This is a genomic window from Marinobacter salicampi (assembly GCF_011074795.1).
In the GTDB taxonomy this organism is placed as follows: domain Bacteria; phylum Pseudomonadota; class Gammaproteobacteria; order Pseudomonadales; family Oleiphilaceae; genus Marinobacter; species Marinobacter salicampi.
This window is the reverse complement of sequence record NZ_JAAMPF010000002.1, coordinates 1-25,040: the sequence shown is the minus strand read 5'-3', so window position 1 is coordinate 25,040 and position 25,040 is coordinate 1. Positions and strand designations below refer to the sequence as shown.

The window sequence follows — 25,040 nt, the reverse complement described above, 5'->3', positions numbered from 1 at the left end:
ATTTTTCTTGCAGCGTGTCACCCCTTTGTTACCGACAATATGCGATCATTGCGCAATAAATGAACGCAGTTATTTGGGCTTCGATCGCTCTCGGAGCGACGCCTTCAATGTACTGGCGCATTACATGCTTCTTCCCCAGCGCGGCCGGTGAGGTTTTCCTCAAGGACGACCGGATTGTCGGGGCGGGCAGGTTTGTTTGTTGAACAGTCTCCGGAATCCATGGACCGGATCAAAAATAGTCGAGAAGGAGTTCAGGGTTATGGCATCACAGCAGCAGGTTTCAGGAGAGGCGGCCTCTCGGGTTCTCTCCCAGCTTCGCGGCAAGCACGTCCTTATCACAGGTACCAGCGGATTTTTAGGCAAGGTGGTATTGGAAAAGCTCATGCGGACAGTGCCGGATATTGGCGGTATATGCCTGCTGATCCGCGGGAACGCCCGCTACCCGAACGCCCGTGAACGGTTTCTTAACGAGATCGCCACTTCTTCGGTATTCGAGCGCCGTAAGCTTGAAGACGGCGAGGGTTTCGACAGCTTCCTTGAAAGCAAGCTTACCTGTGTCACCGGCGAGGTGACGGAACCCCTGTTCGGGCTTCCCCGGGACCAGTATGACCAGTTGTCCGAAAAGCTCGACGCGGTGATCAATTGTGCTGCCAGCGTCAATTTCCGCGAAGAGCTGGACAAGGCCCTGGCCATAAATACCCTGTGTCTCAATAATATCGCGAGCTTCGCCAAATCGGCCGGGGGGCTGCCGGTGGTTCAGGTTTCCACCTGTTATGTTAACGGCAAGAACTCGGGCCAGGTCCATGAGCAGGTCATTCGGCCGGTAGGGGCTGCCATCCCCAAGAGTCAACAGGGGTTTTATGAGGTTGACGAGCTGATTCTGCTGTTGCAGGACAAAATCGCCGATGTCAGATCCCGCTACAGCGGCAGGTTGCTTGAGAAAAAACTGGTGGAGCTTGGTATCCGCGAAGCCAATCATTATGGCTGGAGCGATACCTACACCTTCACCAAATGGCTTGGTGAGCAATTGCTCATGAAAGCCTTGCAGGGCCAGTCCCTTACCATACTGCGCCCGTCAATCATTGAAAGCGCCCTGGAGGAGCCTGCGCCGGGTTGGATCGAGGGTGTAAAAGTGGCGGACGCCATTATCCTGGCCTATGCCCGTGGCAAAGTGAGCCTGTTTCCCGGCAAGCGCAGTGGCATTATTGATGTCATTCCCGTGGATCTTGTGGCCAATAGCATCATACTTTCGCTGACCGAGGCCCTGGCCGAACCGGGCCGCCATCGGGTTTATCAGTGTTGCAGCGGCTCTTCCAATCCGATCCGCCTGGGTCAGTTTATCGACTACCTGATGGAAGAGGCCAAAACCAACTACGCCGAATACGAACACCTCTTTTACCGCCAGCCGACAAAGCCCTTCATCGCTGTCAATCGGAGACTGTTCGACACTGTTATCAGCGGTGCGCGGGTACCCCTGTCGATTCTTGACCGTGCCCTGAAAATGGCAGGCCAGCCGGTGGAGCTGAAGTTGTTGAAGAACATCGACACCACCCGGTCGCTGGCCACTATCTTCGGTTTCTATACAGCACCGGACTATGTGTTCCACAACGAGCAGCTGATCTCTTTGTCGCAACGTCTGGGGAAAACAGATCAAGCCCTTTTCCCGGTCGACCCGAGACAGATCAACTGGCCCACATATCTGAGAAAAATCCACCTGGCCGGACTGAACCGTTACGCTTTGAGCGAGCGCAAAGTCTATCGGCTCAATACGCGGAAAGTGCGTAAGGCTGCCTGACCGGTTGTTGCTGAGTCCCGGCACATCGCTATGACATCCTCAGGGCGCTGGATGGGACGGGTTGAGCTTTCCTGGAGGTCAACCCGTCCCATTTTTTATGTCGCTTCACTCATGCCCAAAAGGGGCTCTCCCGCCTCTGATCGCTACCTGTCTTTGTTACCAGCTGTTTCAGGGTCTATGATTCCAGGTATGCCTGTGGACCCATGTTTCTGCGCTGGTCCGATTTTCGTGTGGAATTAGGACGTTAGTCTAATTCATTGCATTGCACTGCCCGTGGTGAACTAGAAGGATAATTTCTGGAGGGACACCTGGTGCTATTTCTGCAGAACTCCGGTTCTGTTCAGAACCTGTGATCCCGGACCTGTTAACAACAAAATTCATAATAATTAGCACGTCATCTAAGGGGGAACACAATGTCTCACAAGCAGGAATATCCGGTCAGTCAGGAGTTTTCGCAAGGGGCCCTGGTCAACAAAGACCAGTACGAGCAGATGTATCGTCAGTCCGTGGAAGACCCACAGGGGTTCTGGGGCGAGCATGGCAAACGCCTGGAGTGGACCAAACCCTTCACCAAGGTCAAGAACACCACCTACGATTACGAAAACCTGTCCATCAAGTGGTACGAGGACGGTGAGCTGAATGCCGCTGCCAACTGCCTTGATCGCCACCTAGAGACCCGTGGCGACCAGACCGCCATCATATTCGAGGGCGACGACCCCGCCGAATCCCATTCGGTTACCTACCGTGAGCTGTACGTTGAGACCTGCAAGTTTGCCAACGTGCTCAAGTCGATCGGGATCAAGAAGGGGGATGTGGTCACGATCTACATGCCCATGATCGTCGAAACCGCCGTCGCCATGCTGGCCTGCGCCCGTATCGGTGCCATCCACTCGGTTGTATTCGGCGGTTTCTCCCCCGAAGCGCTGGGCGCCCGTATCGAGAACGGCAAGTCCCGGTTCGTGGTGACGGCAGACGAGGGGCTTCGCGGCGGCCGCAAGATTCCCCTCAAGAAAAATGTTGATCTGGCCCTTGCCAGCGACAAGGTGCCCGATGTTGAAAAGGTCGTGGTGGTGTCCCATACCGGCGCTGATGTGCCCTGGGACGACAGTCGCGATCTGGGTTATGAAGACGCCATGAAAACAGCTGAGGCGGAATGCCCGGCCGAGCCGATGAGCGCGGAAGACCCCCTGTTCATGCTCTACACCTCCGGTTCAACGGGCGCACCGAAAGGCGTCCTGCATACTACCGGTGGTTACATGGTGTACGCATCCATGACCCACGAGTATGTGTTCGATTACCACGACGGCGACGTCTACTGGTGTACTGCGGACTTTGGCTGGGTTACCGGCCACACCTATATCCTCTACGGGCCGCTGGCTAACGGGGCAATTACTGTGCTGTTCGAGGGCGTACCCAATTACCCCGACACCTCGCGGATGGGCCAGGTGGTAGACAAGCACAAGATCAACATACTATACACAGCACCGACAGCGATCCGGGCATTGATGGCCGAGGGCGAGTCCTGCATGAATGGCACGACCCGTGACAGCCTGCGTCTTCTTGGTTCAGTAGGTGAGCCGATCAACCCCGAGGCCTGGGAGTGGTACCATCGCGTGATCGGCAATAATAAGTGCCCGATCGTGGACACCTGGTGGCAGACCGAGACCGGCGGCATTCTTATTTCGCCTCTGCCGGGCGCCACGGACCTCAAGCCGGGCTCAGCCACGGTACCTTTCTTTGGTGTTCAGCCAGCCATTGTGGATAACGATGGCAACCTTCTTGACGGAGCAACCGAGGGCAACCTGGTGATTCTGGACAGCTGGCCCGGCCAGATGCGCACCATCTACGGGGACCACGAGCGCTTCAAGCAGACCTATTTCTCCACCTACCCGGGCATGTATTTTACGGGCGATGGCGCCCGTCGTGATGAAGATGGCTACTATTGGATCACCGGCCGGGTGGACGACGTGCTAAACGTTTCCGGCCACCGTCTTGGTACTGCCGAGGTGGAGAGTGCCCTGGTTGCCCACAGCAAGGTAGCGGAAGCGGCTGTGGTCGGCTTTCCCCATGACATCAAGGGGCAGGGGATCTATGTTTACGTTACCCTGGTTCAGGGTGAAGAGCCCAGCGATGAGCTCAAGAAGGAACTGGTACAGTGGGTGCGTAAGGAAATCGGCCCCATCGCTTCTCCTGATGTGATCCAATGGGCGCCAGGTCTGCCCAAGACGCGTTCAGGCAAGATCATGCGCCGTATTCTACGCAAGATAGCGGCTAACGAGCACGATGCCCTTGGGGATACCTCGACGCTGGCAGACCCAAGCGTTGTTGACGATCTGATAAAGCACCGCGCTCAGGACAAGTAGTGGCCGTAGCGTGACCCTAAAACCGCGAGGAATCGACTGAATGGCACAACAGATAATCATTGCCGATGATCACCCCCTGTTTCGAGCTGCGTTGAAGCAGGCGGTGAATCAGGCAGTTCCCGATGCAAAGACCGTAGAGGTCGAAAGCATCAAGGCTCTGCAGGCGGCAGTGGAGGCTCACCCGGATGCGGATCTGGTTCTGCTGGATCTGAACATGCCGGGGGCCCATGGCTTCTCGGGACTCGTATTCATGCGAGGACAATACCCGGGCCTGCCAGTTGTGGTTGTGTCCGGTTCCGAGGAACTGCAGGTCATGCGCCGGTCCATCGATTACGGGGCGTCCGGGTTTATCCCGAAATCGGCACCACTGCCGACCATAACCCAGGCAATTCAGGATGTGCTGGGAGGGGATGTGTGGTTGCCGGCCGGGGTTGCCGACAAGATCGAGCGTCTGCACGGTGATACCACGGACTTCTCAGACAAGCTGGCCTCCCTGACGCCCCAGCAGTTCCGGGTGCTGGGAATGCTGGCAGAAGGTCTGTTGAATAAGCAGATCGCCTACGATCTGGATGTATCGGAAGCGACTATCAAGGCGCATATTACCGCTGTGTTTCGAAAGCTTGGGGTCCGCAACCGGACTCAGGCGGTGATCGCCATACAGCAAATGGAGATTGATCCTTCAGATACCTCCCTGTCCGGCAGTCAGTAAAACCGGGGCTGGGCAACGCAAAACGCAAACGGGGCCGGTTCAGACTGGCCCCTTTTTTATGTCTTTCTGAGCAATCAGTTGCTTTTGCTTCCGTCTTTCTTCCAGAGCTGGTTCCAGCCCTCTGTTCCGAGTCGCCTTAGCAGGGCTATGTTATTACGGTAGATGGCATCGGTATCGGCCATGGTTTCGGTAGCCCGGGTGATGCTGGTTTCCCTTAGCAGGTGCAAGGTGGGGTAGGGGGAGCGGTTGGTATTGTTGTCGACCGCCCCGGGATCACTGTCGGCAAAGCAGTAGTCCGGGTGGAAGCTGGCTATCTGCAGAATGCCATCGAGGCTGGCGACTTCCAGAGCATGGTCAGCGACGGCCAGAAAATCCACGTAATCGTAAAAATCATTGAGAACGTGAGGGTGGATCAGCAGGGTGGTTTCCCATTCCGATGGATCGGCTGCAGCAAGCGCCTGAAGACTTTGCAGAAGGTCATCCAGCAGCGCTTCCGGTGTCCGGGCCTCTGACACCTCAAAGCGAACCTGCTGTTTCTGGTAGGGGCTCCGGGCGAATGGGCACAGGTTCAATCCGATAACGGCGCGCTCTAGCCACTGCCGGGTCTCGGCGATGGCAGGGCAGGGTCGGGGCTCAGGAGAGGACACGATTCAGTTTTCCCTGGTCACGAATTCGAGCCGGCCGGGCGCGACCCGGATGTCCATGGGGACCACCCCGAACAGGCGCTGCCTGATATCGCTGTCATCCAGACGGTAAATCGGCATGGTTTCCAGCATCTGGGCGACCACGCGCATGACGTTATCGGTGATGGGCTTGAGGTCGCCGCTGAACATCGGCGAATCAATGCGGCTGTCCAGCAACTTGAGGCGGCGCAGGTAGACAGCCTTTTCTTCGCTGTCGTAAACCGGTGCCCCTTCCAGCTTGAGCACAATATCGACCGGCAGGCGGGCGGCGAGCACATTGACCGACACCTGCCCTGCCAGATCGAGGACGGCCACGTCCCGGCCATCCGGTCCCAGGGTGATATCGGCATCGCTCATGGACACGCTGAGTGGCGAGCCGGCACGCAGCTGTTGCCGGTCAAAGTTCTCGATCACATTCTGGAGGTTACGCTCCAGGGTGCCTTCGCTGATAGAATAGGGCGAAAAACTGGCACAGCCGGCCAGTGAAAAAGCAACAACCACGAGTAGGCTGAGAAAACGTAACATGGTCCGACCTCCTGATTAGCAGGTTGTATCCTGAGACATGCCCCCGACCGGGAGCAAGCAGGAATTCATTAATGACGCGTTAGGAGACACAATGCGACGGCTGACTGAGCTGGACAGATCACAGGTGCGGGGTATCGCCTTTGACCTGGATGGCACCCTCGTGGATTCCGCCCTGGATTTCGTAGCCATTCGCAAGGAACTCGGGTTTCCTGACGGCGTGGGGCTGCTGGAGCACATCGAAACACTGAGCGATGCCCGCGCCGTTGACCATGCCCACGGGGTGATCGCTCGGCACGAAATGGCCGGCGCCATGCGTGCAAGTTGGATGCCGGGCGCACGGTCACTGCTCGAAACGCTCAACGATGCCGGTATCCCCACGGCCATACTGACCCGGAACAGCCGCGCAGCCACCCGCAAAACCTGTGAGGCGCTGGATATCCCCATAAGCCGCATAATCACCCGGGAAGACTGTGCCCCCAAGCCTGATCCGGAGGGCCTCCTGCGCATCGCCCGGCATTTCGGACTGATGCCTGCCCGCATGATGTACGTGGGTGATTTTATTGATGACCTGACAGCTGCCCGGCGTGCCGGCATGGCCGGCTGCCTCTACCGCAACAGGAAAAACAGCGCGTTTGTGTCCGAAGCCGCCTATGTGATTGACCATTTCCGGGAACTGGCGGTGCTCTTCCATTAAGGCTCGTCCGACCTGACCTTGGCAGCCCCTACTCGTTTTCGGGCGTCACCGAGACTGCCAGTTGCTGACTTTCATTAAAAACCGCGTGAATAAGAATCGGCTGGCAGCAGACCTGGCAGTCCTCCACGTATTCCTGATCCGAAACCGAGGGGTCGATAGCGATCTCCAGCGCCTCCCAGCAATAAGGGCACTGGATGGAAGTGTACTGGAGCTCTGTCATGTCCGACCCCATTCTCATGCGTCTCTCTGTCAGGTGTTAATGTAATGCTAGGTCAGATCCTGCCCTTGCACCTAAGGATGTTAGAACTTCTGCTTGGCCATCCAGGGAATGATCCGGTCAAAGGCACTCTCAATGGTTTCCACCGACGCCGAGAAGCTGAATCGCAGTGCGTTGGTCGTGCTTTCACCAAAGGCATCCCCCGGAACCACGCAGACTCCGGTTTCCTTGAGCATACGAAGGGCCAGGTCTGAGCCGTCCACATGCAGGGGCAGATCAGGAAAGGCGAAGAAGGCGCCGCCGGGGGTGTAGCCGGTCATGTGTGGCGTCTGGTTGATCAGCTCGACAATGCGGTCGCGACGCTCCCGGTAAATGGACACCATATCTCGCACGCACTGCTGGTCGCCGGTCAGAGCTGCTACCCCGGCAAACTGGGACGGGGTATTGGCCACCGAGGTGGTGAACATATGGTAGCGTCTGAGGGACTTGATGGTGGCCTGACTGGAAATCACCCAGCCCACCCGCAGGCCCGCCATGCTGAAGGTCTTGGAAAAGCTGCTGATGCACATGATGTTGTCCAGGTCGACACTGCACCGAAGCACACTGGCATACTCTTCGTCGTCAAGAATCAGGTGGTCGTAGACCTCGTCACTGAACACCTGGATGCCCCTATACGCGCATTCCTCAACAATCTTTTCGATCGTGCTCTTGGGGTAGACCGCCCCGGTGGGGTTGTTGGGCGAATTCAGCACGATGGCAAAGGTGCGGGGCCCCATGGCCTTGATGACTTCATCCGGGTCGAGCTGGTGGTTATTCTCGATACGGGTGGGCACGAACTTCACTTCACCGCCGTTCATGCGGATAAGGGGGGCATAAAGCAGGAACGAGGGATCAGTCACGATAAACTGGCGACCGGGGGCCGAGGTCGCCGACAGCGCCAGGTACATGGCCTCGGTGGCGCCACTCGTTACCAGAATGTTGTCACGGGTCAGCTTGCGGTCGTACCGCTTGCTGTAATAATCCCGCAGCGCCACGAGCAGTTCAGGCAGGCCGGCGTCCATGGTGTAGCCGGTCTGTCCTGCATTCAGCGCGTCTATGTAGGCGTCAATAATATGTTTGGGGGTCGGCAGGTCAGGCTGACCAATGGACAGGTGAATGACGTCCTTCATGGTGGACGCCAGGTTTACCATGCGCCGGATGCCCGGTACCGGGATCGCCTGCATTGCGGGGTGCCAGCGAGCCTTGGTCTTGCGATACTTGATCTTCCGCGGTGGATTCTGTGCGGCGTTATTCGCGGTATCTGGCATGTGTCCTCCTGAGAATGCAAACGAATGGCCTGCCTGCAGGTTAGTGCTTAAACAAAGGGGCCACAAGCAACGTGACAAAGGATTATGCAATTCATGGAAAACAGGTAGGAGGCCGGGGTTAAGACTAATGATCGGGCCTGTAATTTGACCGGATTAAGGTCAGACACCAGACTGTCTACAGACCACTGAAACCGACACCTATCACTGCAGAGGCCGCCATGACCAGCTCCGAAAAGTCCACTGTTGTTACTGTCCTGACCGCGCCCGGCGAGCCCGAACCACCGGGGCTGGATGGCCTGCGGGCCCGTGCCGAGGTGAGGTTCGCGTCCGATGAGCAAAGTCTGCGGGAAACGCTGCCCGGAACCCGGGTCCTGATGGTAACCGACTTCCGGACTGAGGCCCTGGCTGCTGCCTGGCCCGAGGCTGACAAGCTCGAGTGGATTCATGCCACCAGTGCCGGGGTCGATGCGCTGATGTTCCCGGAACTTATCGAGGGCCCGGTCAGAGTAACCAATGCCCGGGGCATCTTTGATCGAACCATAGCCGAGTATGTGCTCTGTACGATCCTGATGTTCGCCAAGGACTTTCCCCGGTCCATCCGGCTTCAACTTGACCGGACCTGGCAGCACCGTGATACCGAGCGGGCAGAAGGGCAGCAGGTGCTAATAGTAGGCGCAGGTTCCATCGGACGGCAGATAGCCCGTATGGTCAGAGCTATCGGGCTTATTCCCCATGGCATTGCCCGGCGCGAGCGACTGGATGACCCGGATTTCGCGAGCGTACATGGTAACGATCAGTTGTTTGAGCAGCTTGAGCTGGCGGATTACGTGGTGATTGCAGCGCCCCTTACGCCGCAGACCGAGGGTCTGTTTGATGTCAGGGCCTTTGAAGCCATGAAGCCCAGTGCCCGCCTGATCAATATTGGTCGGGGCCCCATCGTGAAGACCGATGATCTTGTGGAAGCCCTGAAGTCGGGAGTCATCGCCGGGGCCGGACTGGATGTGTTCGAGGAAGAACCCCTGCCGGCGGATCATCCCCTCTGGGCCATGGATAATGTCATCATGACGGCCCATATGGCCGGCGACTTTATTGGCTGGCGTCGGGCATTGACCGATCAGTTTCTGGCCAACTTCGACCGATGGCAAGCTGGCGAAGGCTTGTTTAATGAGGTGGACAAGAAGCTGGGCTACGCCGCCAGCTGATGTGGGCGCTGCTTGTCAGGATTCTTCAGTAAACGTCCGATTGCGAACATGACAAAGGGCTGCGGTTGCAGCCCTTTTTTTTATGCCTCAGCGTTAGGATCCTTCAGCCCAGTCGGGACAGCACCGCATCCCCGATAGCGCGAGTATCTCGCCTGCTCCCGCCATGTTCAGCCAAGTCCGCCGCGACCGCGTCAAACAGCTCGTCCCCGGCTTTTGCCAGCTCCGGGTCCTGCCGCCCCAGCCAGGTAAGCATCCGTGCGGCGGTAAACAGCATCGCGGTCGGATCAGCAATACCCTTGCCGGCAATGTCCGGTGCGCTGCCGTGGGTGGGTTCGAACATCGACGGCATCGAATCATCGTCAGGGTTCAGGTTGCACGACGGCGCCACCCCCATGCCACCGGAAAGAACGGCAGCCAGGTCCGTCAGGATGTCACCCTGCAGGTTGCTGGCGACCACCACATCAAAATGCCAGGGGCTTTGTACGAACTTCATGCAGGCTGCATCCACCAGTTCATGGTGGGTGGCCACATCCGGATATTCTCCGGCGATCTCGACAAAGGCTTCGGAATACATGTCGCCCCAGTAACGCAACGCATTGCGCTTGGTGATGATGCAGACCTGGCTTTCGCATTCACTGCCGTCCAGATTAGCGAACGTGCGGGTTCGGCCTTCCTCCGAGCGCAGACGGGCACGTTCCCGGGCTCGCTCAAAGCCATAGCGGATGATTCGGTCGGTAGCCCGGCGTGTAAAAACTTCCATCTGGGTGGCCACTTCGTCAGGCGTGCCCTGCCGCAGGCGCCCCCCCTGGCCCACATATTCGCCTTCGCTGTTTTCCCGGATGACCAGCATGTCGACGTCCCGGGCGCGCTCATCCGCGAGAAACTGGCGGGCGCCGGCCAACAGCCTAGCTGGACGCTCACAGACCCACTGATCGAATCCCTTACGCATTTGCAACAGGGGTGCCAGTGAGACGCTGTCAGGTAGCAGGTAGCGACTGGGATCGTTGAGTGGACCCGGGTCGCCAAGGGCTCCCAGGAGGATGGCGTCAAACTCTTTTAGCTGCTGCAGCGCATCCTCTGGCATGATCTCGCCGTGCTCCTGATGCCAGGCATGGGAGGGCCAGGTGAAGCGGGTCCATTCCAGCGCCAGGCTATGAGTCTCTTTCAGCTTCTTGAGGCATCGCAGGGTTTCATCGACGACTTCCGGGCCAATGCCGTCGCCTGGGGTTACCGCAATCCGGATGGGTTGGGGCATAACGACTCCTTGGTTTGGGTTCAGTCCGCTGCCCACAGTGTAGACGTGCAATGGCTTTGCGTCACAGGTGCAGTTTTCCCGGGCGGAGAACATCGCTATAGTACCAGCCACGGTTGGTTGGAAAGCTTATGCTGCCAGTGCGCGACCATTACTTGCTATAAGGAATCCTTGTGACTGCACCAGAAACTCTGTTTGATGAAAGCCACTGTGAGGAGTGTGCCTGTGGCGAGGGACTGGACTTCAAGTTTACCTTTGCATTTCAGCCAATCGTTGATGTATCTGATCGCTCTGTCTATGCCTATGAAGCGTTGATTCGAGGTCTGCAGGGGGAGAGCGCCTGGAGTATTCTTTCCCAGGTGAACAAGACCAACCGCTATGCATTCGACCAGATATGTCGGGTCAAGGCAGTGAAGCTGGCGGCCAAGCTGGGCATGGAGACTTTCCTGAGCATCAACTTTCTGCCCAATGCGGTTTACCAGGCCGAGTACTGCATCCGTACCACCCTGGCGGCGGCCCGGACCTACAAGTTCGATACCCGTAGGATCATTTTCGAGCTCACCGAGGGTGAAGACCTGACCGATACGGATCATCTGGTATCGATCGTACACTCGTATAAAGAGATGGGGTTTCAGGTTGCGATAGACGATTTCGGGGCAGGGTACTCCCGCTACAATATTCTGATGGCCAGTCCCCCGAGCCTGCTCAAACTGGACATGGGCCTGGTACGGGACATAGAGCGCGAGCCAAACAAGCAGGCCATCGTCAACGGCATCATCACCATGATGGACCAGCTCGGCGGCCGTATCATCGCCGAGGGCGTGGAAACCGAAGCGGAGTATCACTGGCTCGCGGCCCGGGATATCAAGCTTTTTCAGGGTTATCTTTTCGCCAAGCCCGGCTGGGAAACGCTGCCAGAACCTTATTTCCCGGCTAGCTTCCCGGCTGCGTAACCGGCCTAACCATTCACTCATGCTATCTGGAGTCGAATCTTGATCTACCGTATGGTGACCCTCGTAGGCGCCGTCCTGTTCGTGGTGCTGTTGTTCTGCCTCCTCTGGTTTCTCTGCCGCCAGTTCCTTAGCCGTCATAATGCCTCTGGAGACCTGGCCGACCGCGCCATGGTCCTGGCTACCTGGACCTTTGCGGGTATCAGTGTCGGGCTTGTGTTCGCGGTTGTGGGGGCGTTTCTGCTCGGCCCTTGGGCTTTTCATCGTGCCCTCAAGAAACAGCCGGACGTGGGCGTTTCCGAGGGCGCGGCCGTCTGGTGGGGGCTGGGCATAGTGGCCACATCCCTGTTTGCTACCGTTCTGGTGGCGTTTCTGGTGCTCTATTCGGTCGGAGCCCTTTCGTAGCGGCCGGCATGGGGCCGGGTGGAGCTGTGACAAAGTGTGAATCTCAGGCTTCGTCTTTTGCCACCGCATGTAACTGCTCACGGAACCAGATCAGTGCCGGTTCCTTCTCGTAGGGCTTATGCCAGTAAAGATGTACGTCGATATCCGGCAGCTCTGCCGGTGGCGTATGAATGACGATGTCCGCATGTTCTGCAATAAGTCGGGCGTAGGTTTCCGGCATGGTCAGAAGCAGATCCGTGCCTGCCGCCACGCGGCAGGCGGCATAGTAGTGTTGGCACCTCAGCCTGATGTTGCGCTGCACCCCCTGCCTCGACAGTTCAAAATCTTCAATGCCGGGCCCTTCGGACCTGGACGATACCAGCACGTGCCGGGCGGCCAGGTAGTTTTCCATGGTGAGGCCATCGGCCGCCAAAGGGTTATCCCGGCGGGCAATGACCACCAACCGGTCTTTGCGCAGGAGCTCATGGGCGGTCTGGTCACTGATGGGCAGCAGCACGTCGACCGCAAAATCCAGCTTGCCGGCCGCAAGCTGGGTCTCCATGTCACGTCTGGCGATGCGCTGGCTGGCTATCCCGATATCCGGGTAATCCCCCAGCCGGCGCATCAGCTTTGGTAGAAACGTGGACTCCAGAATGTCCCTCAAAGCGAGTGAGTAGAGTTTGCGCTGAACCGCGGGGTCAAAGGCGTGGAACTGGTTGACCGCGCTCTGGATCTGCGTCAGGCCCGGACGCATGGTTTCGGAAAATCTGCGGGCCAGGGGCGTCGGCACCATCTGATTACCCTGACGGGTAAATAGTGGGTCGTCAAAGTGCTCCCGCAGCCGGGCCAGGGAATGGCTGACTGCAGGCTGGGTAAGGTGCAGGGCGCGGGCAGCACGGGTAAGGCTGCCCTCACGGAATATGGTATCAAATACGTGTAGAAGGTTGAGGTCGAGTCGGTTCAAGGCCATTCCGGTATCCGCAAGTTTAATAAGTAACGCTAATAATAAACGATAAGTATAATTCAGTCGCGTAATAGCGTAGAGGCCCCTAGACTGATGTGATCAAGAGCAGCCAGCGCCCGTGCTGGCGCTAACGGTTCACATTGAGACAGGGGACCCGGTATGGACTTTACCATTTCCGCAAAAGGCCAGGATTATCTGAAGCGTGTCAAAGCCTTCATGAAGGACGAGATTTTCCCGATTGAGGCAGCCTACCGCAAGGAACTGGCGGCCCAGGACAACCGCTGGGTGGTATTGCCAGTGATCCGGGAGCTGAAAGAGAAAGCCCGGGCCCAGGGGCTCTGGAACATGTTTTTCCCCGACGAAAAGCACGGTTGTGGCCTGCTCAATTCCGACTATGCCCTGATTGCAGAGGAAACCGGACGCAGCTTTATTGCACCGGAGATTTTCAACTGTAATGCCCCGGACACCGGCAACATGGAAGTGCTGATCCATTACGGTTCGGACGAACAGAAAGCCGAGTGGTTGCCCCGCCTGATGAGTGGCGAGGTGCGGTCCGCGTTCTGTATGACGGAGCCCGACGTGGCGTCATCCGATGCCACCAATATGCAGGCGACTGCGATTGTCGAAGGCGAAGAGGTTGTTCTCAACGGCCGCAAGTGGTGGAGCACCGGTATCGGCCATCCGGACTGCAAGGTCGCCATCTTTATGGGCCTGTCTGACCCTGAGGCTCACAAGTATCGCCAGCATTCCATGGTGCTGGTACCGTTGGATGCCCCCGGCATCAAAATCGAGCGTATGCTGCCGGTATTCGGCGCCTACGATGAGCCCTATGGTCATGGCGAGGTCAGTTTCACCAACGTGCGGCTGCCCAAAAGCGCGATCATCGCAGGGCCGGGCCGTGGCTTTGAAATCGCCCAGGGCCGTCTGGGGCCGGGTCGGGTTCACCATTGCATGCGTGCGATTGGCGCCGCCGAGCGTACCCTGGACCTGATGATTCGCCGTGCCATGAGCCGGGAAGCTTTTGGGCGGCCGCTGGCGAAGCTTGGTGGCAATCCGGACATCATTGCCAATGCCAGGATGAGCATTGAGCAGGCCCGTTTGTTGACCCTTAAATGTGCCTGGCTGCTGGATACTAAGGGCATCATGGGGGCGCTGAGTGAGGTGTCGATGATCAAGGCGGTCATCCCGCAGATGCTCCAGACCATCGTCGACCAGACCATCCAGATACACGGTGGTGGCGGCGTCAGCGATGACGACTTTGCCCTTACCGAGCTGTTCGCCTATGCCCGGGCACTTCGCCTTGCGGATGGTCCGGATGAGGTTCACAGAGCCACGGTCGCCAAGCTCGAACTTAAAAAGTACGCTAAATAAACCTGATTAATAAGGCAGCACAATGACTCAGCGAGTATTTATCACCGGCGGTGCCAGCGGCTTGGGGCGGGCCATCGCCCTGCGTTACGCCCGTGAGGGCGCCCGGGTCTGTATCGGGGATATCAACGCGGATCTCGGCGCACAGGTTGAGCTCGAAATTAACGCCCAGGGTGGCGAGGGCTATTTCGTCAACTGTGATGTGCGTCGGCTGACCGATCTGGAAAAGATCCGCGATGATCTGGAGGCCCGCTGGGGCGGACTCGATGTGGTGGTGAACAATGCCGGGGTTGCGTCCGCCGGCACTATCGAAGACAGCACCATGACCGACTGGGAGTGGATTCTAGACATCAACGTTCTGGGCGTGGTTCGTGGCTGCAAGGCGTTCACACCCCTGTTCAAGAGGCAGGGCCAGGGCGCCTTCGTCAACGTAGCCTCCATGGCCGGGCTCATGCTGGCGCCACTGATGAGCAGTTACAATGTATCCAAGGCCGGGGTGATTGCCCTCTCGGAAACCCTGAGTCAGGAACTTCGGGGCTACGGCATTCGCACCAGTTGTGTTTGTCCGGCGTTTTTCCAGACTAACCTGACCAGTACCATGAGATCCGACATTGCCGGCATTCAGCAAAATGTGGGCAAGCTCATGAAGCGGTCCACGGTCACGGCAGAGGATGTGGCTGAGGACATTTTCCGTGCTGTGAAGCAGGGTGAGTTCTGGGTCCTGCCCCACGTCAAGGAGAAGCGCATGTGGATACTGAAGCGCCACGCGCCCTGGGCATTCGACTGGTTAATGCATCAGGAGAGCAAGCGCTGGATGAAGAAAATGGGTAACACAGGCTGATAGCGGGTCCACGCCATACTGAGGGCAAAATCGAGGAGAGCATTGAATGACGCAGATAGATCAGGCGGTGGCCATCCGGGAAGGCGAAGAACTGGATGTGGCGGCTGTCGACCGCTTCATGAAACAGGCGCTGCCGGACCTCATCGGTGAGCCTTCCATAAAGCAGTACCCCGGAGGTGCTTCCAACCTGACCTACCAGGTGGACTATGGTGACCGGTCATTTGTCCTGCGTCGTCCCCCCTTTGGGAAGATCGCCAAGTCAGCCCATGACATGCTGCGCGAAGCCAGGGTCATGAAGGCGCTGAAACCTGTTTACCCCTATGTACCCGACATAATCGCGATCTGTGACGATCACAGTGTGCTGGGCGCCGACTTTTACGTTATGGAACGTCTCAAGGGCATAATCCTGCGCCAGGACTTTCCCAAGGGGTTTGAGCTCGGCGAAGAAGACACCCGCAAGCTGTGCCTGAACGTCATAGATAAACTGGTGGATCTGCACCGGGTAGATCCGGAAGCTGCCGGGCTGGACCACCTGGGCAAGGGCGCGGGGTACGTCAAGCGCCAGATCACAGGCTGGAGCGACCGTTTCCGCAAAGCCAGGACAGACGACGTCGGCGACTTTGAAAAGGTCATGGCCTGGCTTGACCGGAAAATGCCCGATGATGTCGCCCAGGTGGTCATACATAACGATTTCCGCTTCGATAACGTGGTGCTCAATCCGGACAACCCGTTTGAGGTCATCGGGGTGCTGGACTGGGAAATGGCGACCATCGGCGACCCGCTGATGGATCTGGGTAACAGTCTCGCCTACTGGGTACAGGCAGACGACGAAGGCCCCTTCCAGATGCTGCGACGCCAGCCCACCCATCGGCCCGGCATGCTGACCCGGCAGGAGGTGGTGGATTATTACCTGGAGAAGTCAGGCCTGAGTGTAGAGCGGTTTGACTATTACGAGATCTATGGCCTGTTCCGGCTGGCGGTGATCATCCAGCAGATCTATTACCGGTTCTACCACGGCCAGACCAAAGACAAGCGCTTTGCCGCCTTTGGGCACGCGGCCAACTACCTGGAAAAGCGCTGTCTGAAACTGATCGAGGCCAGTGACCTGTAATGGCCACCCTGTATCTGATCCGTCACGGCCAGGCCAGTTTTGGCAAGGAAAACTATGACCAGCTTTCCCCAAAGGGCTGGGAGCAGGGCCGGGTGCTGGGCCGCTGGCTGTCAGGCAAGGTCGCGCCCGGGGCGGTGTTCGGTGGCAATATGGAACGCCACCGGGAAACCGTCGAGGCCATGGCCAGTGGCTATGCCGGTACCCTGCCGGATATGCAGGCAGTGGCCGGCTTCAATGAGTTTGACCACAACGCCGTTATCAAAAGCTATCGCCCGGCCTGGGCTGACCGTACCGTTATGGCCAGAGACCTTGCTGCCTTTCCCAAGCCTGCCCGGGCTTTTCAGGAAGCGTTTATTAGCGCGGTCAAACGATGGGCCAGTGGCGACTTTGATAACGATTACGAGGAAACCTGGCCAAGCTTCAAGGCGAGGGTCACACGGGCATTGGATGAACTGGTTGAGTACGCCGATGGCTCGGATGTGCTGGTAGCCACCTCAGGCGGGCCTATTTCGGTGATGGTTCAGAGTCTGCTGGACCTTGACGACCGGCGCGCCCTGGGACTGAACGAAGTGATCGCCAACACCAGTGTGACCCGGATATTGTACTCCGGCTCCCGTCGCAGCCTGGCCGTCTTCAATAATTACAGTCATCTGGAAGCAGAAGATCCTGATCTGGTGACTTTCAGATAATCCTTAACGAGTCCCTACGCCTGGTAAATTTTGTTCAGCACCTTGAGGTTTCGACCGCGAAGGTGGTGCCAGGCACTACCATGGAGTTTTTTCATGAGCAGCAACAACCTGTTTGACCTGTCCGGAAAAGTCGCCCTGATCACCGGCGCAAGCCGTGGTATCGGAGAAAGTGTGGCCCGTACCCTGGCCCATTATGGTGCCCACGTGATTGTCAGCAGCCGCAAGATCGATGGCTGTGAGGCTGTGGCCGGCAGCATCCGGGACGCCGGCGGCAGTGCTGAAGCCTACGCCTGTCATATTGGCGAAATGGACCAGATAGAGGGGGTCTGGAAGCACATTGAGGAAACCCATGGCCGCCTTGATATTCTGGTCAACAACGCTGCTACCAATCCTCACTTCGGGCCTATTGAGGACACTGATTTGGGGGCATTCCAGAAAACCGTTGATGTGAACATCCGGGGTTATTTCTTCATGTGCGCCCGTGGTGCGCGGCTAATGAAAAAGCATGGCGGTGGCGCCATCGTTAACGTGGCGTCGGTCAACGGCGTTGCGCCGGGGCATTTCCAGGGTATCTATTCAGTAACCAAGGCGGCGGTCATTTCCATGACCAAGGCTTTCGCCAAGGAACTGGGTCAGCAGAACATCCGGGTCAATGCCTTGCTGCCGGGCCTGACCGACACCAAGTTCGCCAGCGCCCTGACCACCAATGAGAGCATCAAGAAACAGGCCCTGACCCACATACCGATGCACCGGATGGCGGACCCGGCCGAGATGGCCGGCACGGTCCTGTACCTTGTTTCCGGTGCCTCAAGCTATACCACGGGCACCTGCATCAATGTAGACGGCGGTTACCTCACCGTCTGATCTGCCTGCCGTAAAAGCTCTCGGCAATACGGCTACTGAACCGTTGAGCCAGAGGCCGGGCCCTGGGACAGGGACGTGCCCATGGGTGGGTTGTAATAAAGCGAATACAGCACCCGGTCCAGAAGGGCCTGGCCGTTCCAGGCCGGGGAGTGGTTCACGATGCCGACAATGACCCAGCTGGTTTCGGACTCGTCCCGGGTAAAGCCCGCGATCGAGCGCACGTCTTCCAGGTAACCGGTTTTGATCCGGCCTTCGCCCTTGAGCGCCGTGTTGCGCAGGCGCCTCACCATGGTTCCGTCCATGGCAATCAACGGCATGGATGACTGCAGGTCGGCCGCAAAGGGGCTGTTCCAGGCGTACTGGAGAATGCGGGCAGTCTGGCGAGTGGTGATGCGCTCGTAACGGGACAGGCCGGCGCCGTTATCCAGTACCATTCCGGCGGTGTTGATCCCTTTGGCTTCCAGCCATTCGTAGACCACTCGAATGCCAGCGACGCGGTCATCCTCTTCATCGGGCAGGCGGTTTTCTGCGCCCATGGTCAGCAGGAGCTGGCGCGCCATCACATTGCTGCTCCACTTGTTGATGTCACGCACCATGGTAACCAGGTCAGGGGAGCTTGTGACCATCATCAGGCGGGCATCGTCAGGGGTGCTGTCAAAACGGTACCCGCCTTCCAGGGTGCCCCCGAGTTCTTTCCAGACCGAGCTGATGGCGGCGGCGCTGTAGTCCTTGTGAGGCAGGAGCGAAAAATAGGCGGCGGTCCGGCAACCCTGGGCCAGCCGGCCTTCTACCCGAACAGTCACGCGGCCGTCATCATGGAAGATCGGTTTCCAGGTGAAGTTGCGACGGGCCGGGCACTGACCCGCCTCGGTCGCGATGACACGGTTATCGATGACTACCTGCTCAAGCGCCGGAGTGCTCCAGGCCTGGGTGCCACGCTCATCGGCTCTTACTTCGAAGTGTTGCAGGTTCAGGTTGGTGAGGTACCCCGACGGCTCCACCAGAAACGGCGCGTAAGGATTGTTGCCGTTGTCTTCGAATAGGGGTAGGCCCTCCGGTAACTGGAAGTAGTTACCGTCAAGCACAAGGTCACCGGTGATGGTGTCCAGGCCCATGCCGCGCAATTCACGGATGACGCTCCAGAGCCGCTCCACTGTGAGCTTGGGATCTCCGCCAAATTTTACATAGAGGTTGCCCTCAAGGGTGCTGCCGTTGAGCGTGCCATCGGTGTAAAAACGGGTATCCCACTGAAAGGTGGGCCCCAGGATCTCAAGCGCTGCGTAGGTGGTGATCAGCTTCATGATGGAGCCGGGGTTCATGGGCTTGTCAGCATTGATGTACTGCTCGATCCCGGGCCCGTTCAGAGGGATGGCCGCGATGCTGAGGCCCTCCCGGTCTGACAGCGATTCGGTGGCGTAGGCCAGCATCTGGCCGCTCCAGGTCTTGGTCTTTTCCGGCGCAGCCGCTGATACGGAGGGTACCGCCGCAGCCAATGTCATTGCCAGAGCAGGTGTCAGTACACACGCCAGGAACCTGCGGGACTGCATGCAAGCCAGAAATCGGGGGAAGCGTGACGACATAAGCGGAGTAATCCAGGGAGGCGCGACAGATTCATTAACGATAGCTCATATTCATTATCCAGACTATGTGGGAAAGCTCTACATGACGTTAAAAACTGCCAGTACAGACACTGTTTCTACAGGGTTTTTGTGACACGGTGTAAGCGCTCATTGGTTATCAAGGGCTTAGACTTGCCTCTGTTTACAAAAGGATCGTGAGCCGATTCACCTTTTAGCCAAATCCCTGTGGCGCGGCGGCCATCGTGACCCCGCGCTTTAGGGGTATCATGGCTTTCTAGATGGTTTAACTTTCCTTACCAGAGGCCAAATGATGTCTAATGCCCTGCTTTTTAACCTGAACCTGCTCGAGTCTGTGACAACCTCGACCCTGAGCGGCTGGCGCGGTTGCCTGGTCGTAAAGGCTGCGACCCGCCCTGAAAAGGTTCTGGTTCTTTACGATATGGAAGGGTGCCCCTACTGCCGTCGGGTGAGAGAGGTCCTGACGGCGCTTCACCTTGATGCGGATATCCGTCCGTGTCCCAAGGGCGGACGACGTTTTCGCGATGAGGCCGTGGCCCTCGGGGGCAAGGCCCAGTTTCCCCTGCTCATGGATGAGAACACCGGAGAAAAACTCTACGAGTCCAGCGACATTGTTGCCTATCTTTTTCAGCACTACGGCAAGGGTAGGGTGCCCGGCTACTATAAAAGCCGCATTTATCAGCCTGTGACCGGTTCCATGGCCTCAGCTGTCAGTGGTCTGAGGGGGCTTCGCGCTACGCCTTCGTTGAAACCGGAGCAGACGCTGCGTCTCTGGAGCTTTGAAGGCAGCCCCTTTTCCCGGCTGGTGCGGGAACGGTTATGCGAGCTGGAGCTTCCCTATACCCTCCACAACCTGGGCAAGGAGCACTGGACCGAGATCGGGCCGGCAAAGCAACGACTCAAACCCGGACCCTATACTCCGCGTCCCGGAGGTAAACGGGCGGCGTTTTTTGCCCGGCACGGCCGGGTTCAGGTGCCCTATCTGGAAGACCCCAACAGCGGCGAAGCTCTGTTCGAATCCAGCCGGATCCTGCGCTATCTTGACCGTCAGTACACAGTCTGAGGGCAAGGCAGATCGCGATCGCTGACAGGTAATATAGAGAACGAACCAGGAACTGACGCCCGGGTACGCTTTTGGTAGGTTGTAGGCAGGAATAAAGCAATCGATCAGGGAGCCGGCCCATGGCCAACAGGATCAGCCGTCGCCATTTTCTCGGCGGTCTCGCCACCGTCAGTCTCGTGAGCCAGATGCCGGTGCTGGGTATTGCCAGCCAGCATCAACGCTCAGAACCCATTACCAGGCCTATTCCCGGCTCGGGGGAGCAGCTGCCCGTTATAGGGATGGGTACCTGGCGCACGTTCAACGTGGGCCGTGACGAGAAGCTGCTGACCCAGCGCGCACAGGTGCTCAAGACGTTCTTTGAGTATCAGGGTACGGTGATCGATTCATCCCCCATGTACGGAACGGCCGAGCTTGCCCTTGGAAAAGCATTGTCAAAGCTTGGTCGGGACGACGAGCTGTTCGCCGCGACTAAAATCTGGACCTCGGACACCGAGGAGGGCGTCAAGCAGGCCAAAGAGTCCCGCCAGCTTTGGGGTGTCGAGCGCTTTGACCTGCTTCAGGTCCATAACCTGGTCAACTGGCAGGCCCACCTGGAAACCCTGAAAACCATGAAGGAGAGGGGCGAGGTGCGTTACATCGGCATAACCACCTCCCACGGTCGTCGCCTGCAGGAGTTTGAGGACATCATGGAGCGCGAGCCCCTGGATTTTGTCCAGCTCACCTACAACGTGCTTGATCGCTGGGCGGAAGAGCGTCTGTTACCTCTGGCACAGGAGCGGGGTATTGCGGTGATTGCCAACCGGCCGTTCCAGGGTGGTCGGCTGTTCGACCGGTTCCAGGGCCAGCCTCTGCCCTCCTGGGCTGGCGATGCTGGTTGTGAGAATTGGGCTGAATACTTCCTCAAGTTTATCGTCTCCCATCCTGCCGTGACCTGTGCTATTCCGGCAACAACCCAGGTTGAGCACATGCAGGAGAATATGGGGGCGCAGTTCGGAGCCTTGCCCGACCCGGGGCAACGAAGCGAGATGATAAGGTACCTGGAGGAGCTCTGAATCCATGCGCTGGGACTACTCATTGGCTGATCTGGTCATGTTCACACCCGAGGTCTACCTGCGACTGTTCAGCCGGTTCAATGAGGCGGCCTGGCCCCTGCATCTGCTTGCCCTGCTGGGGGGCCTGGCCATTCCTTTTCTGCTCAGCCGTCCGCTGCCGCTGTTTCGCCACGTGGCCATTGTCCTGCTGGCTCTGGCCTGGATATACACGGGTCTGGGGTTCCTGCTGGAGTATTACAGTCCCATCAACTGGCCTGTTACCTACTTTGCTTATGGCTTCGTAGCCCAGGCCATGCTGATCGGGGCGGTGGCAGGCTGGTGGCATCCGGTGGGTCGTTGGCCATCAGGAGGCGCCAGGGCAGGCATTCTCTGGCTGCTGTGGCTGCTGTGCCTGTTGGGGTTGCCCTGGCTTACCGCCAGCGCTGCTGACAGCTGGCAGGCGCTGTCCCTGTTTGCCATGACTCCCGATGTCACTGTGGTGGCAACACTCCCGGTCCTGCTTCTGGTGCACCGTCGGGTTCGCTGGCTGCTATTGCTCCTGCCCCTGGGCTGGTGTTTTTTCAGTGCCGCTACCCTGCTTGCGCTGGAGACAGCCGGACTCATGGTGGTGCCGGCACTTGGTCTCGTCGCTGGCCTGGTATTGCTGTTCCTGCCCTCGTGGTCGGAACCTGGCTGATGTCAGCCAGGGCCATTCTCAGTCCCAGGCTGGAGCGAAATCGGTGTCAGCAATACGCTCGTTGCGGTCCAGTTTAGCAATGGCGGCTATTTCTTCTGGGCTCAGACGGATATCCAGTGCCTCGAGATTGGCTTTCTGGTGCTCAGGGCGAGTGGAAGAGGGAATAGGCACGATTCCCCGGCTCGCTATCCACGCGATGGCGATCTGCGCCGGGCTGGCATTGTGGTCGCGGCCAATCCGCTGCAGGGTCTCATCCTGCATGACCTTTCCCACGGCCAGTGGCATATAGCCGGTCACCGTAATACCGAGTTTGTGTGCGTGATCCACCACTTTGCGATTGGCGAGAAAGGGGTGCACCTCCACCTGATTGGTAAGTATGGGCGTGTCTTTCAGGATGTCCCTGGCCTGGTCCATCTGGGCACAGGTGAAGTTGGAAATGCCGATATGCTCGGTCAGGCCTTCCCGCTGGGCATCCCGCAGCGCTGTCAGATACTCGCTCATCGGCACTTCGTCGTCAGGGGACGGCCAGTGGATGAGGGCGAGGTCGACATGATCGGTTTTCAGCCGCTCAGTGCTCTGCTTCAGGCTATTGATAAGGTCACTGGCCCTGAGGTTGTCGAACCAGACCTTGGTGGTCAGAAAAATGTCCCGACGGGGAATGCCGCTGGAGGTGATACCGTCACCAACAGCCGCCTCATTGTCGTACATCTGGGCGGTGTCGATGTGGCGATAGCCCAGTGACAGCGCACTTTTGACGGCTTCCCGGGCATCGTCGCCCTTGAGCCGGAAAGTACCCATGCCGATACGCGGTAATTCTTTGAAGGTCATGGCAAGCTCTCCTGAAAGATCAGTATTCACGAGCCCTGGGACAATGGTCAACAGGTCTGTGAGTCAAAGGGGAATGATAATGATCCTATACGTTGGCGCCCTGCGCCCCCCACTTCAAGGGTCGTCGGATTTGACAGGTGTTGAATAACTCCTGCGAAAGCAGCCACTTTATGCCTGCATAACATTGGCGCGCTTCACTGCAGAGCTGACGGTTTTGACCCTGTTGTGAATCGTCTGGAGCCTTTATGCTGGAGCTATCCAATAATATGCTCGAGCCGAGGCCGCGGGAGCCTTCCGACGGGAGTCGGTTTCCGGCGAGTTCCGATAGATAGGGAGTTGATGATGATGCTAAGAGCCCAGTACGACAAGCGGGGGCCAGTGCCCCAGGAGCATATCGAGGCGGTTGAGTCTGAATTGCCGGAACTTAAACAGGGAGAGGCACTGGTAGAAGTACTGGCATCGCCGATCAATCCCTCCGATGTTCTGACGCTGACCGGAGAGTATGGCATGTTACCGTCGCTGCCGGCGGTGGGCGGCAACGAAGGTGTGGGTCGCGTTGCGGCGGTTGGTGCTGGCACCAAAGGCCCTGAGGTGGGCCAGACGGTGCTGTTGCCGGTGGGTATTGGAACCTGGGCAAGTCATGTGGTTGCCGAGGCCCGAAAGCTTGTGCCCCTGCCGAACGAAGCGGACCCGCGCCAGCTTTCCATGATGACGATCAATCCGCCTACCGCGATGCTGATGCTCTCCGAGTTTGTCGATCTGAAGCCCGGCGACTGGGTAATCCAGAATGCCGCCAACTCCGGAGTCGGTGGTTACCTGATCCAGTTGGCAAAGATAAAGGGCTTCAACACAGTTAATGTGGTTCGCCGTGAGTCTGCCATCGAGAGCGTCAAGGCCCAGGGCGGGGAAGTGGTGCTGGTCGACGGCCCCGATCTGCACAAGCGGGTGCGGGAAGCCATTGGCAGCGGCCAGGTGAAGCTGGCTATCGATGCCGTTGGCGGCCCGTCCACAGACCAGATCGCGGATTGTCTCGCCGAGGGTGGCACGCTGGTGAACTACGGCATGATGAGCGGAGAGCCCTGTCACGTTTCACCCCGCAATATCGTATTCAGGAACGTAACGGTAAAAGGGTTCTGGCTGGCCAAGTGGTTTGAAAATGCCAGCCAGGAAGACCAGATGAATGTCTTTGGCCAACTCACCAAGCTGATTGCCACCGGTAAGCTTCAGGCCAGGGTCGCAGGCGAGTATGATGTGGCTCAAATCAAGGATGCAGTGGCGGCCGCAGCCGCCGGCGAGCGAGACGGCAAGATCCTCGTGGTGCCCCGGCACGACTGAGTCGTACCGGGCCGCACCAGGCCCCTCATGGGCGCCGCCTGCCCATCAGACCGGAGAAGAACCATGCTGACAGGTCAGTGCCTGTGCGGTGGCGTAACATTTACCTATCAGGGCCCGCTGGGGCCCATAGCGCTGTGTCACTGCAGTCAATGCCGCCGTGTTCATGGCAGTGCATTTTCTGCCAGTGCCCCGGCCCAGAAGGTTCACTGGCAGTGGCTGGCCGGCACCGAGCTGATCCGGGAATACGAATCCCGGCCGGGCAAGTTCCGTGCTTTCTGTTCTGTCTGTGGCAGTTCGCTTTACAGCCGGGTCGATGCCATTCCGGGCATCCTCAGGGTGCGTACCGGCCTTATCAACGAGCCACTCAACAAATCGCCTGCAGCCCATGTTTTTGTGGGCTCAAAATCCGACTGGTTCGAAATTACCGACGCCATTCCCCAATATGACAAGCTGGAGCGGACCAACGACCCGCACTGACCGGTCTGTGGACCTGCCGACCGGAAACTGGAACCCAGAACCCAGAACCCAGAACCCAGAACCCAGAACCCAGAACCCAGAACCCAGAACCCA

At 58.2% G+C, this 25,040-nt stretch carries 25 protein-coding genes; 17 read left to right on the top strand and 8 right to left on the bottom strand.

Annotation, left to right across the window (positions count from 1 at the left end; all coding sequences use genetic code 11):
- Positions 1-259: 259 nt before the first annotated feature.
- The 3 genes from G7W63_RS00420 to G7W63_RS00410 all read left to right on the top strand — a co-directional run bounded on the left by G7W63_RS00420 (position 260) and on the right by G7W63_RS00410 (position 4,867).
- Positions 260-1,795, top strand: a complete 1,536-nt coding sequence (locus tag G7W63_RS00420; protein WP_166251463.1) for a fatty acyl-CoA reductase — start codon at positions 260-262, stop codon at positions 1,793-1,795.
- A gap of 413 nt (positions 1,796-2,208) precedes the next feature.
- A complete protein-coding gene (gene acs, locus G7W63_RS00415) occupies positions 2,209-4,158 on the top strand; it encodes an acetate--CoA ligase (protein WP_166251460.1) in 1,950 nt (649 codons plus the stop codon).
- A gap of 40 nt (positions 4,159-4,198) precedes the next feature.
- Positions 4,199-4,867: a response regulator gene (locus G7W63_RS00410; RefSeq protein ID WP_166251457.1), complete on the top strand. Its 669-nt coding sequence runs from the start codon at positions 4,199-4,201 to the stop codon at positions 4,865-4,867.
- Between the two features lie 74 nt (positions 4,868-4,941).
- Here the strand turns inward: G7W63_RS00410 and G7W63_RS00405 are convergent, their stop codons facing one another.
- Both G7W63_RS00405 and G7W63_RS00400 read right to left on the bottom strand, forming a co-directional pair.
- Positions 4,942-5,514, bottom strand: a complete 573-nt coding sequence (locus G7W63_RS00405) for a DUF1415 domain-containing protein (protein ID WP_207308849.1) — start codon at positions 5,512-5,514, stop codon at positions 4,942-4,944.
- A gap of 3 nt (positions 5,515-5,517) precedes the next feature.
- On the bottom strand, positions 5,518-6,075 hold the full coding sequence (locus G7W63_RS00400; RefSeq protein WP_166251454.1) for a YceB family lipoprotein: 558 nt from the start codon (positions 6,073-6,075) through the stop codon (positions 5,518-5,520).
- 91 nt (positions 6,076-6,166) lie between these two features.
- Between G7W63_RS00400 and G7W63_RS00395 the strand changes: the two genes are divergently transcribed.
- Positions 6,167-6,769, top strand: coding sequence for an HAD family hydrolase (locus G7W63_RS00395; RefSeq protein ID WP_166251451.1), 603 nt, complete (start codon positions 6,167-6,169; stop codon positions 6,767-6,769).
- Positions 6,770-6,797: 28 nt separating this feature from the next.
- Here the strand turns inward: G7W63_RS00395 and G7W63_RS00390 are convergent, their stop codons facing one another.
- Together G7W63_RS00390 and G7W63_RS00385 are read right to left on the bottom strand one after the other, a co-directional pair.
- Positions 6,798-6,989: a CPXCG motif-containing cysteine-rich protein gene (locus tag G7W63_RS00390; protein WP_166251448.1), complete on the bottom strand. Its 192-nt coding sequence runs from the start codon at positions 6,987-6,989 to the stop codon at positions 6,798-6,800.
- A gap of 80 nt (positions 6,990-7,069) precedes the next feature.
- Positions 7,070-8,293 carry a pyridoxal phosphate-dependent aminotransferase gene (locus tag G7W63_RS00385; RefSeq protein WP_166251445.1) on the bottom strand — a complete coding sequence of 408 codons (1,224 nt, stop codon included), beginning with the start codon at positions 8,291-8,293 and terminating at the stop codon, positions 7,070-7,072.
- 218 nt (positions 8,294-8,511) lie between these two features.
- Here G7W63_RS00385 and G7W63_RS00380 point away from each other — a divergent pair, with 218 nt between their 5' ends.
- The gene (locus G7W63_RS00380) at positions 8,512-9,495 is read left to right on the top strand and encodes a D-2-hydroxyacid dehydrogenase (protein ID WP_166251442.1); all 984 of its coding nucleotides are present in this window, start codon (positions 8,512-8,514) and stop codon (positions 9,493-9,495) included.
- A 103-nt stretch (positions 9,496-9,598) separates the two neighbouring features.
- Here the strand turns inward: G7W63_RS00380 and G7W63_RS00375 are convergent, their stop codons facing one another.
- The gene (locus G7W63_RS00375) at positions 9,599-10,750 is read right to left on the bottom strand and encodes an isocitrate/isopropylmalate dehydrogenase family protein (RefSeq protein ID WP_166251439.1); all 1,152 of its coding nucleotides are present in this window, start codon (positions 10,748-10,750) and stop codon (positions 9,599-9,601) included.
- Positions 10,751-10,920: 170 nt separating this feature from the next.
- On the opposite strand from G7W63_RS00375, the gene G7W63_RS00370 reads away from it, so the two are divergent.
- On the top strand, positions 10,921-11,700 hold the full coding sequence (locus G7W63_RS00370; protein ID WP_242634261.1) for an EAL domain-containing protein: 780 nt from the start codon (positions 10,921-10,923) through the stop codon (positions 11,698-11,700).
- Positions 11,701-11,739: 39 nt separating this feature from the next.
- Entirely contained in the window at positions 11,740-12,102 is a 363-nt protein-coding gene (locus G7W63_RS00365; protein WP_166251436.1) for a hypothetical protein, read from the top strand.
- A gap of 43 nt (positions 12,103-12,145) precedes the next feature.
- Here the strand turns inward: G7W63_RS00365 and G7W63_RS00360 are convergent, their stop codons facing one another.
- Positions 12,146-13,051, bottom strand: a complete 906-nt coding sequence (locus G7W63_RS00360; RefSeq protein ID WP_166251433.1) for a LysR family transcriptional regulator — start codon at positions 13,049-13,051, stop codon at positions 12,146-12,148.
- Between the two features lie 153 nt (positions 13,052-13,204).
- Between G7W63_RS00360 and G7W63_RS00355 the strand changes: the two genes are divergently transcribed.
- From G7W63_RS00355 to G7W63_RS00335, 5 genes are all read left to right on the top strand, one after another.
- On the top strand, positions 13,205-14,416 hold the full coding sequence (locus G7W63_RS00355) for an acyl-CoA dehydrogenase family protein (RefSeq protein ID WP_166251430.1): 1,212 nt from the start codon (positions 13,205-13,207) through the stop codon (positions 14,414-14,416).
- Positions 14,417-14,438: 22 nt separating this feature from the next.
- A complete protein-coding gene (locus tag G7W63_RS00350; protein WP_166251425.1) occupies positions 14,439-15,254 on the top strand; it encodes an SDR family oxidoreductase in 816 nt (271 codons plus the stop codon).
- A gap of 46 nt (positions 15,255-15,300) precedes the next feature.
- Positions 15,301-16,365, top strand: a complete 1,065-nt coding sequence (locus tag G7W63_RS00345; protein WP_166251422.1) for a phosphotransferase family protein — start codon at positions 15,301-15,303, stop codon at positions 16,363-16,365.
- Entirely contained in the window at positions 16,365-17,054 is a 690-nt protein-coding gene (locus G7W63_RS00340; protein ID WP_166251419.1) for a histidine phosphatase family protein, read from the top strand. Before G7W63_RS00345 ends, G7W63_RS00340 begins: the two co-directional genes overlap by 1 nt.
- Before the next feature lie 93 nt (positions 17,055-17,147).
- Positions 17,148-17,918, top strand: coding sequence for an SDR family oxidoreductase (locus G7W63_RS00335; RefSeq protein ID WP_166251416.1), 771 nt, complete (start codon positions 17,148-17,150; stop codon positions 17,916-17,918).
- Positions 17,919-17,950: 32 nt separating this feature from the next.
- Here the strand turns inward: G7W63_RS00335 and dacB are convergent, their stop codons facing one another.
- Positions 17,951-19,498 (bottom strand): D-alanyl-D-alanine carboxypeptidase/D-alanyl-D-alanine endopeptidase, encoded by a 1,548-nt coding sequence (dacB, locus tag G7W63_RS00330; RefSeq protein WP_166251413.1) that lies wholly within the window; start codon positions 19,496-19,498, stop codon positions 17,951-17,953.
- Positions 19,499-19,805: 307 nt separating this feature from the next.
- On the opposite strand from dacB, the gene G7W63_RS00325 reads away from it, so the two are divergent.
- From G7W63_RS00325 to G7W63_RS00315, 3 genes are all read left to right on the top strand, one after another.
- Positions 19,806-20,579 carry a glutathione S-transferase N-terminal domain-containing protein gene (locus G7W63_RS00325; RefSeq protein WP_341273672.1) on the top strand — a complete coding sequence of 258 codons (774 nt, stop codon included), beginning with the start codon at positions 19,806-19,808 and terminating at the stop codon, positions 20,577-20,579.
- A gap of 119 nt (positions 20,580-20,698) precedes the next feature.
- Positions 20,699-21,631, top strand: coding sequence for an aldo/keto reductase (locus G7W63_RS00320; protein WP_166251410.1), 933 nt, complete (start codon positions 20,699-20,701; stop codon positions 21,629-21,631).
- Between the two features lie 4 nt (positions 21,632-21,635).
- Positions 21,636-22,307: a DUF6064 family protein gene (locus tag G7W63_RS00315; protein WP_166251407.1), complete on the top strand. Its 672-nt coding sequence runs from the start codon at positions 21,636-21,638 to the stop codon at positions 22,305-22,307.
- An 18-nt stretch (positions 22,308-22,325) separates the two neighbouring features.
- Here G7W63_RS00315 and dkgB read toward each other — a convergent pair whose 3' ends face one another.
- Positions 22,326-23,135 (bottom strand): 2,5-didehydrogluconate reductase DkgB, encoded by an 810-nt coding sequence (gene dkgB, locus G7W63_RS00310; protein ID WP_166251404.1) that lies wholly within the window; start codon positions 23,133-23,135, stop codon positions 22,326-22,328.
- A gap of 342 nt (positions 23,136-23,477) precedes the next feature.
- Between dkgB and G7W63_RS00305 the strand changes: the two genes are divergently transcribed.
- Together G7W63_RS00305 and G7W63_RS00300 are read left to right on the top strand one after the other, a co-directional pair.
- Complete coding sequence (locus G7W63_RS00305; protein ID WP_242634260.1) at positions 23,478-24,470, top strand: zinc-dependent alcohol dehydrogenase family protein; 993 nt, start codon at positions 23,478-23,480, stop codon at positions 24,468-24,470.
- 63 nt (positions 24,471-24,533) lie between these two features.
- Positions 24,534-24,947, top strand: coding sequence for a GFA family protein (locus tag G7W63_RS00300; protein WP_166251401.1), 414 nt, complete (start codon positions 24,534-24,536; stop codon positions 24,945-24,947).
- Positions 24,948-25,040: the final 93 nt, after the last annotated feature.

Bases quoted from the DNA above. Each gene is read 5' to 3' on its own strand.
- G7W63_RS00410 (WP_166251457.1), top strand. From the start codon at position 4,199: ATGGCACAACAGATAATCATTGCCGATGATCACCCCCTGTTTCGAGCT.
- G7W63_RS00355 (WP_166251430.1), top strand. From the start codon at position 13,205: ATGGACTTTACCATTTCCGCAAAAGGCCAGGATTATCTGAAGCGTGTC.
- dkgB (WP_166251404.1), bottom strand. From the start codon at position 23,135: ATGACCTTCAAAGAATTACCGCGTATCGGCATGGGTACTTTCCGGCTC.
- G7W63_RS00390 (WP_166251448.1), bottom strand. From the start codon at position 6,989: ATGACAGAGCTCCAGTACACTTCCATCCAGTGCCCTTATTGCTGGGAG.
- G7W63_RS00340 (WP_166251419.1), top strand. From the start codon at position 16,365: ATGGCCACCCTGTATCTGATCCGTCACGGCCAGGCCAGTTTTGGCAAG.
- G7W63_RS00420 (WP_166251463.1), top strand. From the start codon at position 260: ATGGCATCACAGCAGCAGGTTTCAGGAGAGGCGGCCTCTCGGGTTCTC.
- G7W63_RS00315 (WP_166251407.1), top strand. From the start codon at position 21,636: ATGCGCTGGGACTACTCATTGGCTGATCTGGTCATGTTCACACCCGAG.
- G7W63_RS00345 (WP_166251422.1), top strand. From the start codon at position 15,301: ATGACGCAGATAGATCAGGCGGTGGCCATCCGGGAAGGCGAAGAACTG.
- G7W63_RS00400 (WP_166251454.1), bottom strand. From the start codon at position 6,075: ATGTTACGTTTTCTCAGCCTACTCGTGGTTGTTGCTTTTTCACTGGCC.
- G7W63_RS00350 (WP_166251425.1), top strand. From the start codon at position 14,439: ATGACTCAGCGAGTATTTATCACCGGCGGTGCCAGCGGCTTGGGGCGG.
- G7W63_RS00335 (WP_166251416.1), top strand. From the start codon at position 17,148: ATGAGCAGCAACAACCTGTTTGACCTGTCCGGAAAAGTCGCCCTGATC.
- G7W63_RS00300 (WP_166251401.1), top strand. From the start codon at position 24,534: ATGCTGACAGGTCAGTGCCTGTGCGGTGGCGTAACATTTACCTATCAG.
- G7W63_RS00385 (WP_166251445.1), bottom strand. From the start codon at position 8,293: ATGCCAGATACCGCGAATAACGCCGCACAGAATCCACCGCGGAAGATC.
- G7W63_RS00375 (WP_166251439.1), bottom strand. From the start codon at position 10,750: ATGCCCCAACCCATCCGGATTGCGGTAACCCCAGGCGACGGCATTGGC.
- G7W63_RS00305 (WP_242634260.1), top strand. From the start codon at position 23,478: ATGATGCTAAGAGCCCAGTACGACAAGCGGGGGCCAGTGCCCCAGGAG.
- G7W63_RS00320 (WP_166251410.1), top strand. From the start codon at position 20,699: ATGGCCAACAGGATCAGCCGTCGCCATTTTCTCGGCGGTCTCGCCACC.
- G7W63_RS00395 (WP_166251451.1), top strand. From the start codon at position 6,167: ATGCGACGGCTGACTGAGCTGGACAGATCACAGGTGCGGGGTATCGCC.
- acs (WP_166251460.1), top strand. From the start codon at position 2,209: ATGTCTCACAAGCAGGAATATCCGGTCAGTCAGGAGTTTTCGCAAGGG.
- G7W63_RS00380 (WP_166251442.1), top strand. From the start codon at position 8,512: ATGACCAGCTCCGAAAAGTCCACTGTTGTTACTGTCCTGACCGCGCCC.
- G7W63_RS00360 (WP_166251433.1), bottom strand. From the start codon at position 13,051: ATGGCCTTGAACCGACTCGACCTCAACCTTCTACACGTATTTGATACC.
- G7W63_RS00325 (WP_341273672.1), top strand. From the start codon at position 19,806: ATGATGTCTAATGCCCTGCTTTTTAACCTGAACCTGCTCGAGTCTGTG.
- dacB (WP_166251413.1), bottom strand. From the start codon at position 19,498: ATGTCGTCACGCTTCCCCCGATTTCTGGCTTGCATGCAGTCCCGCAGG.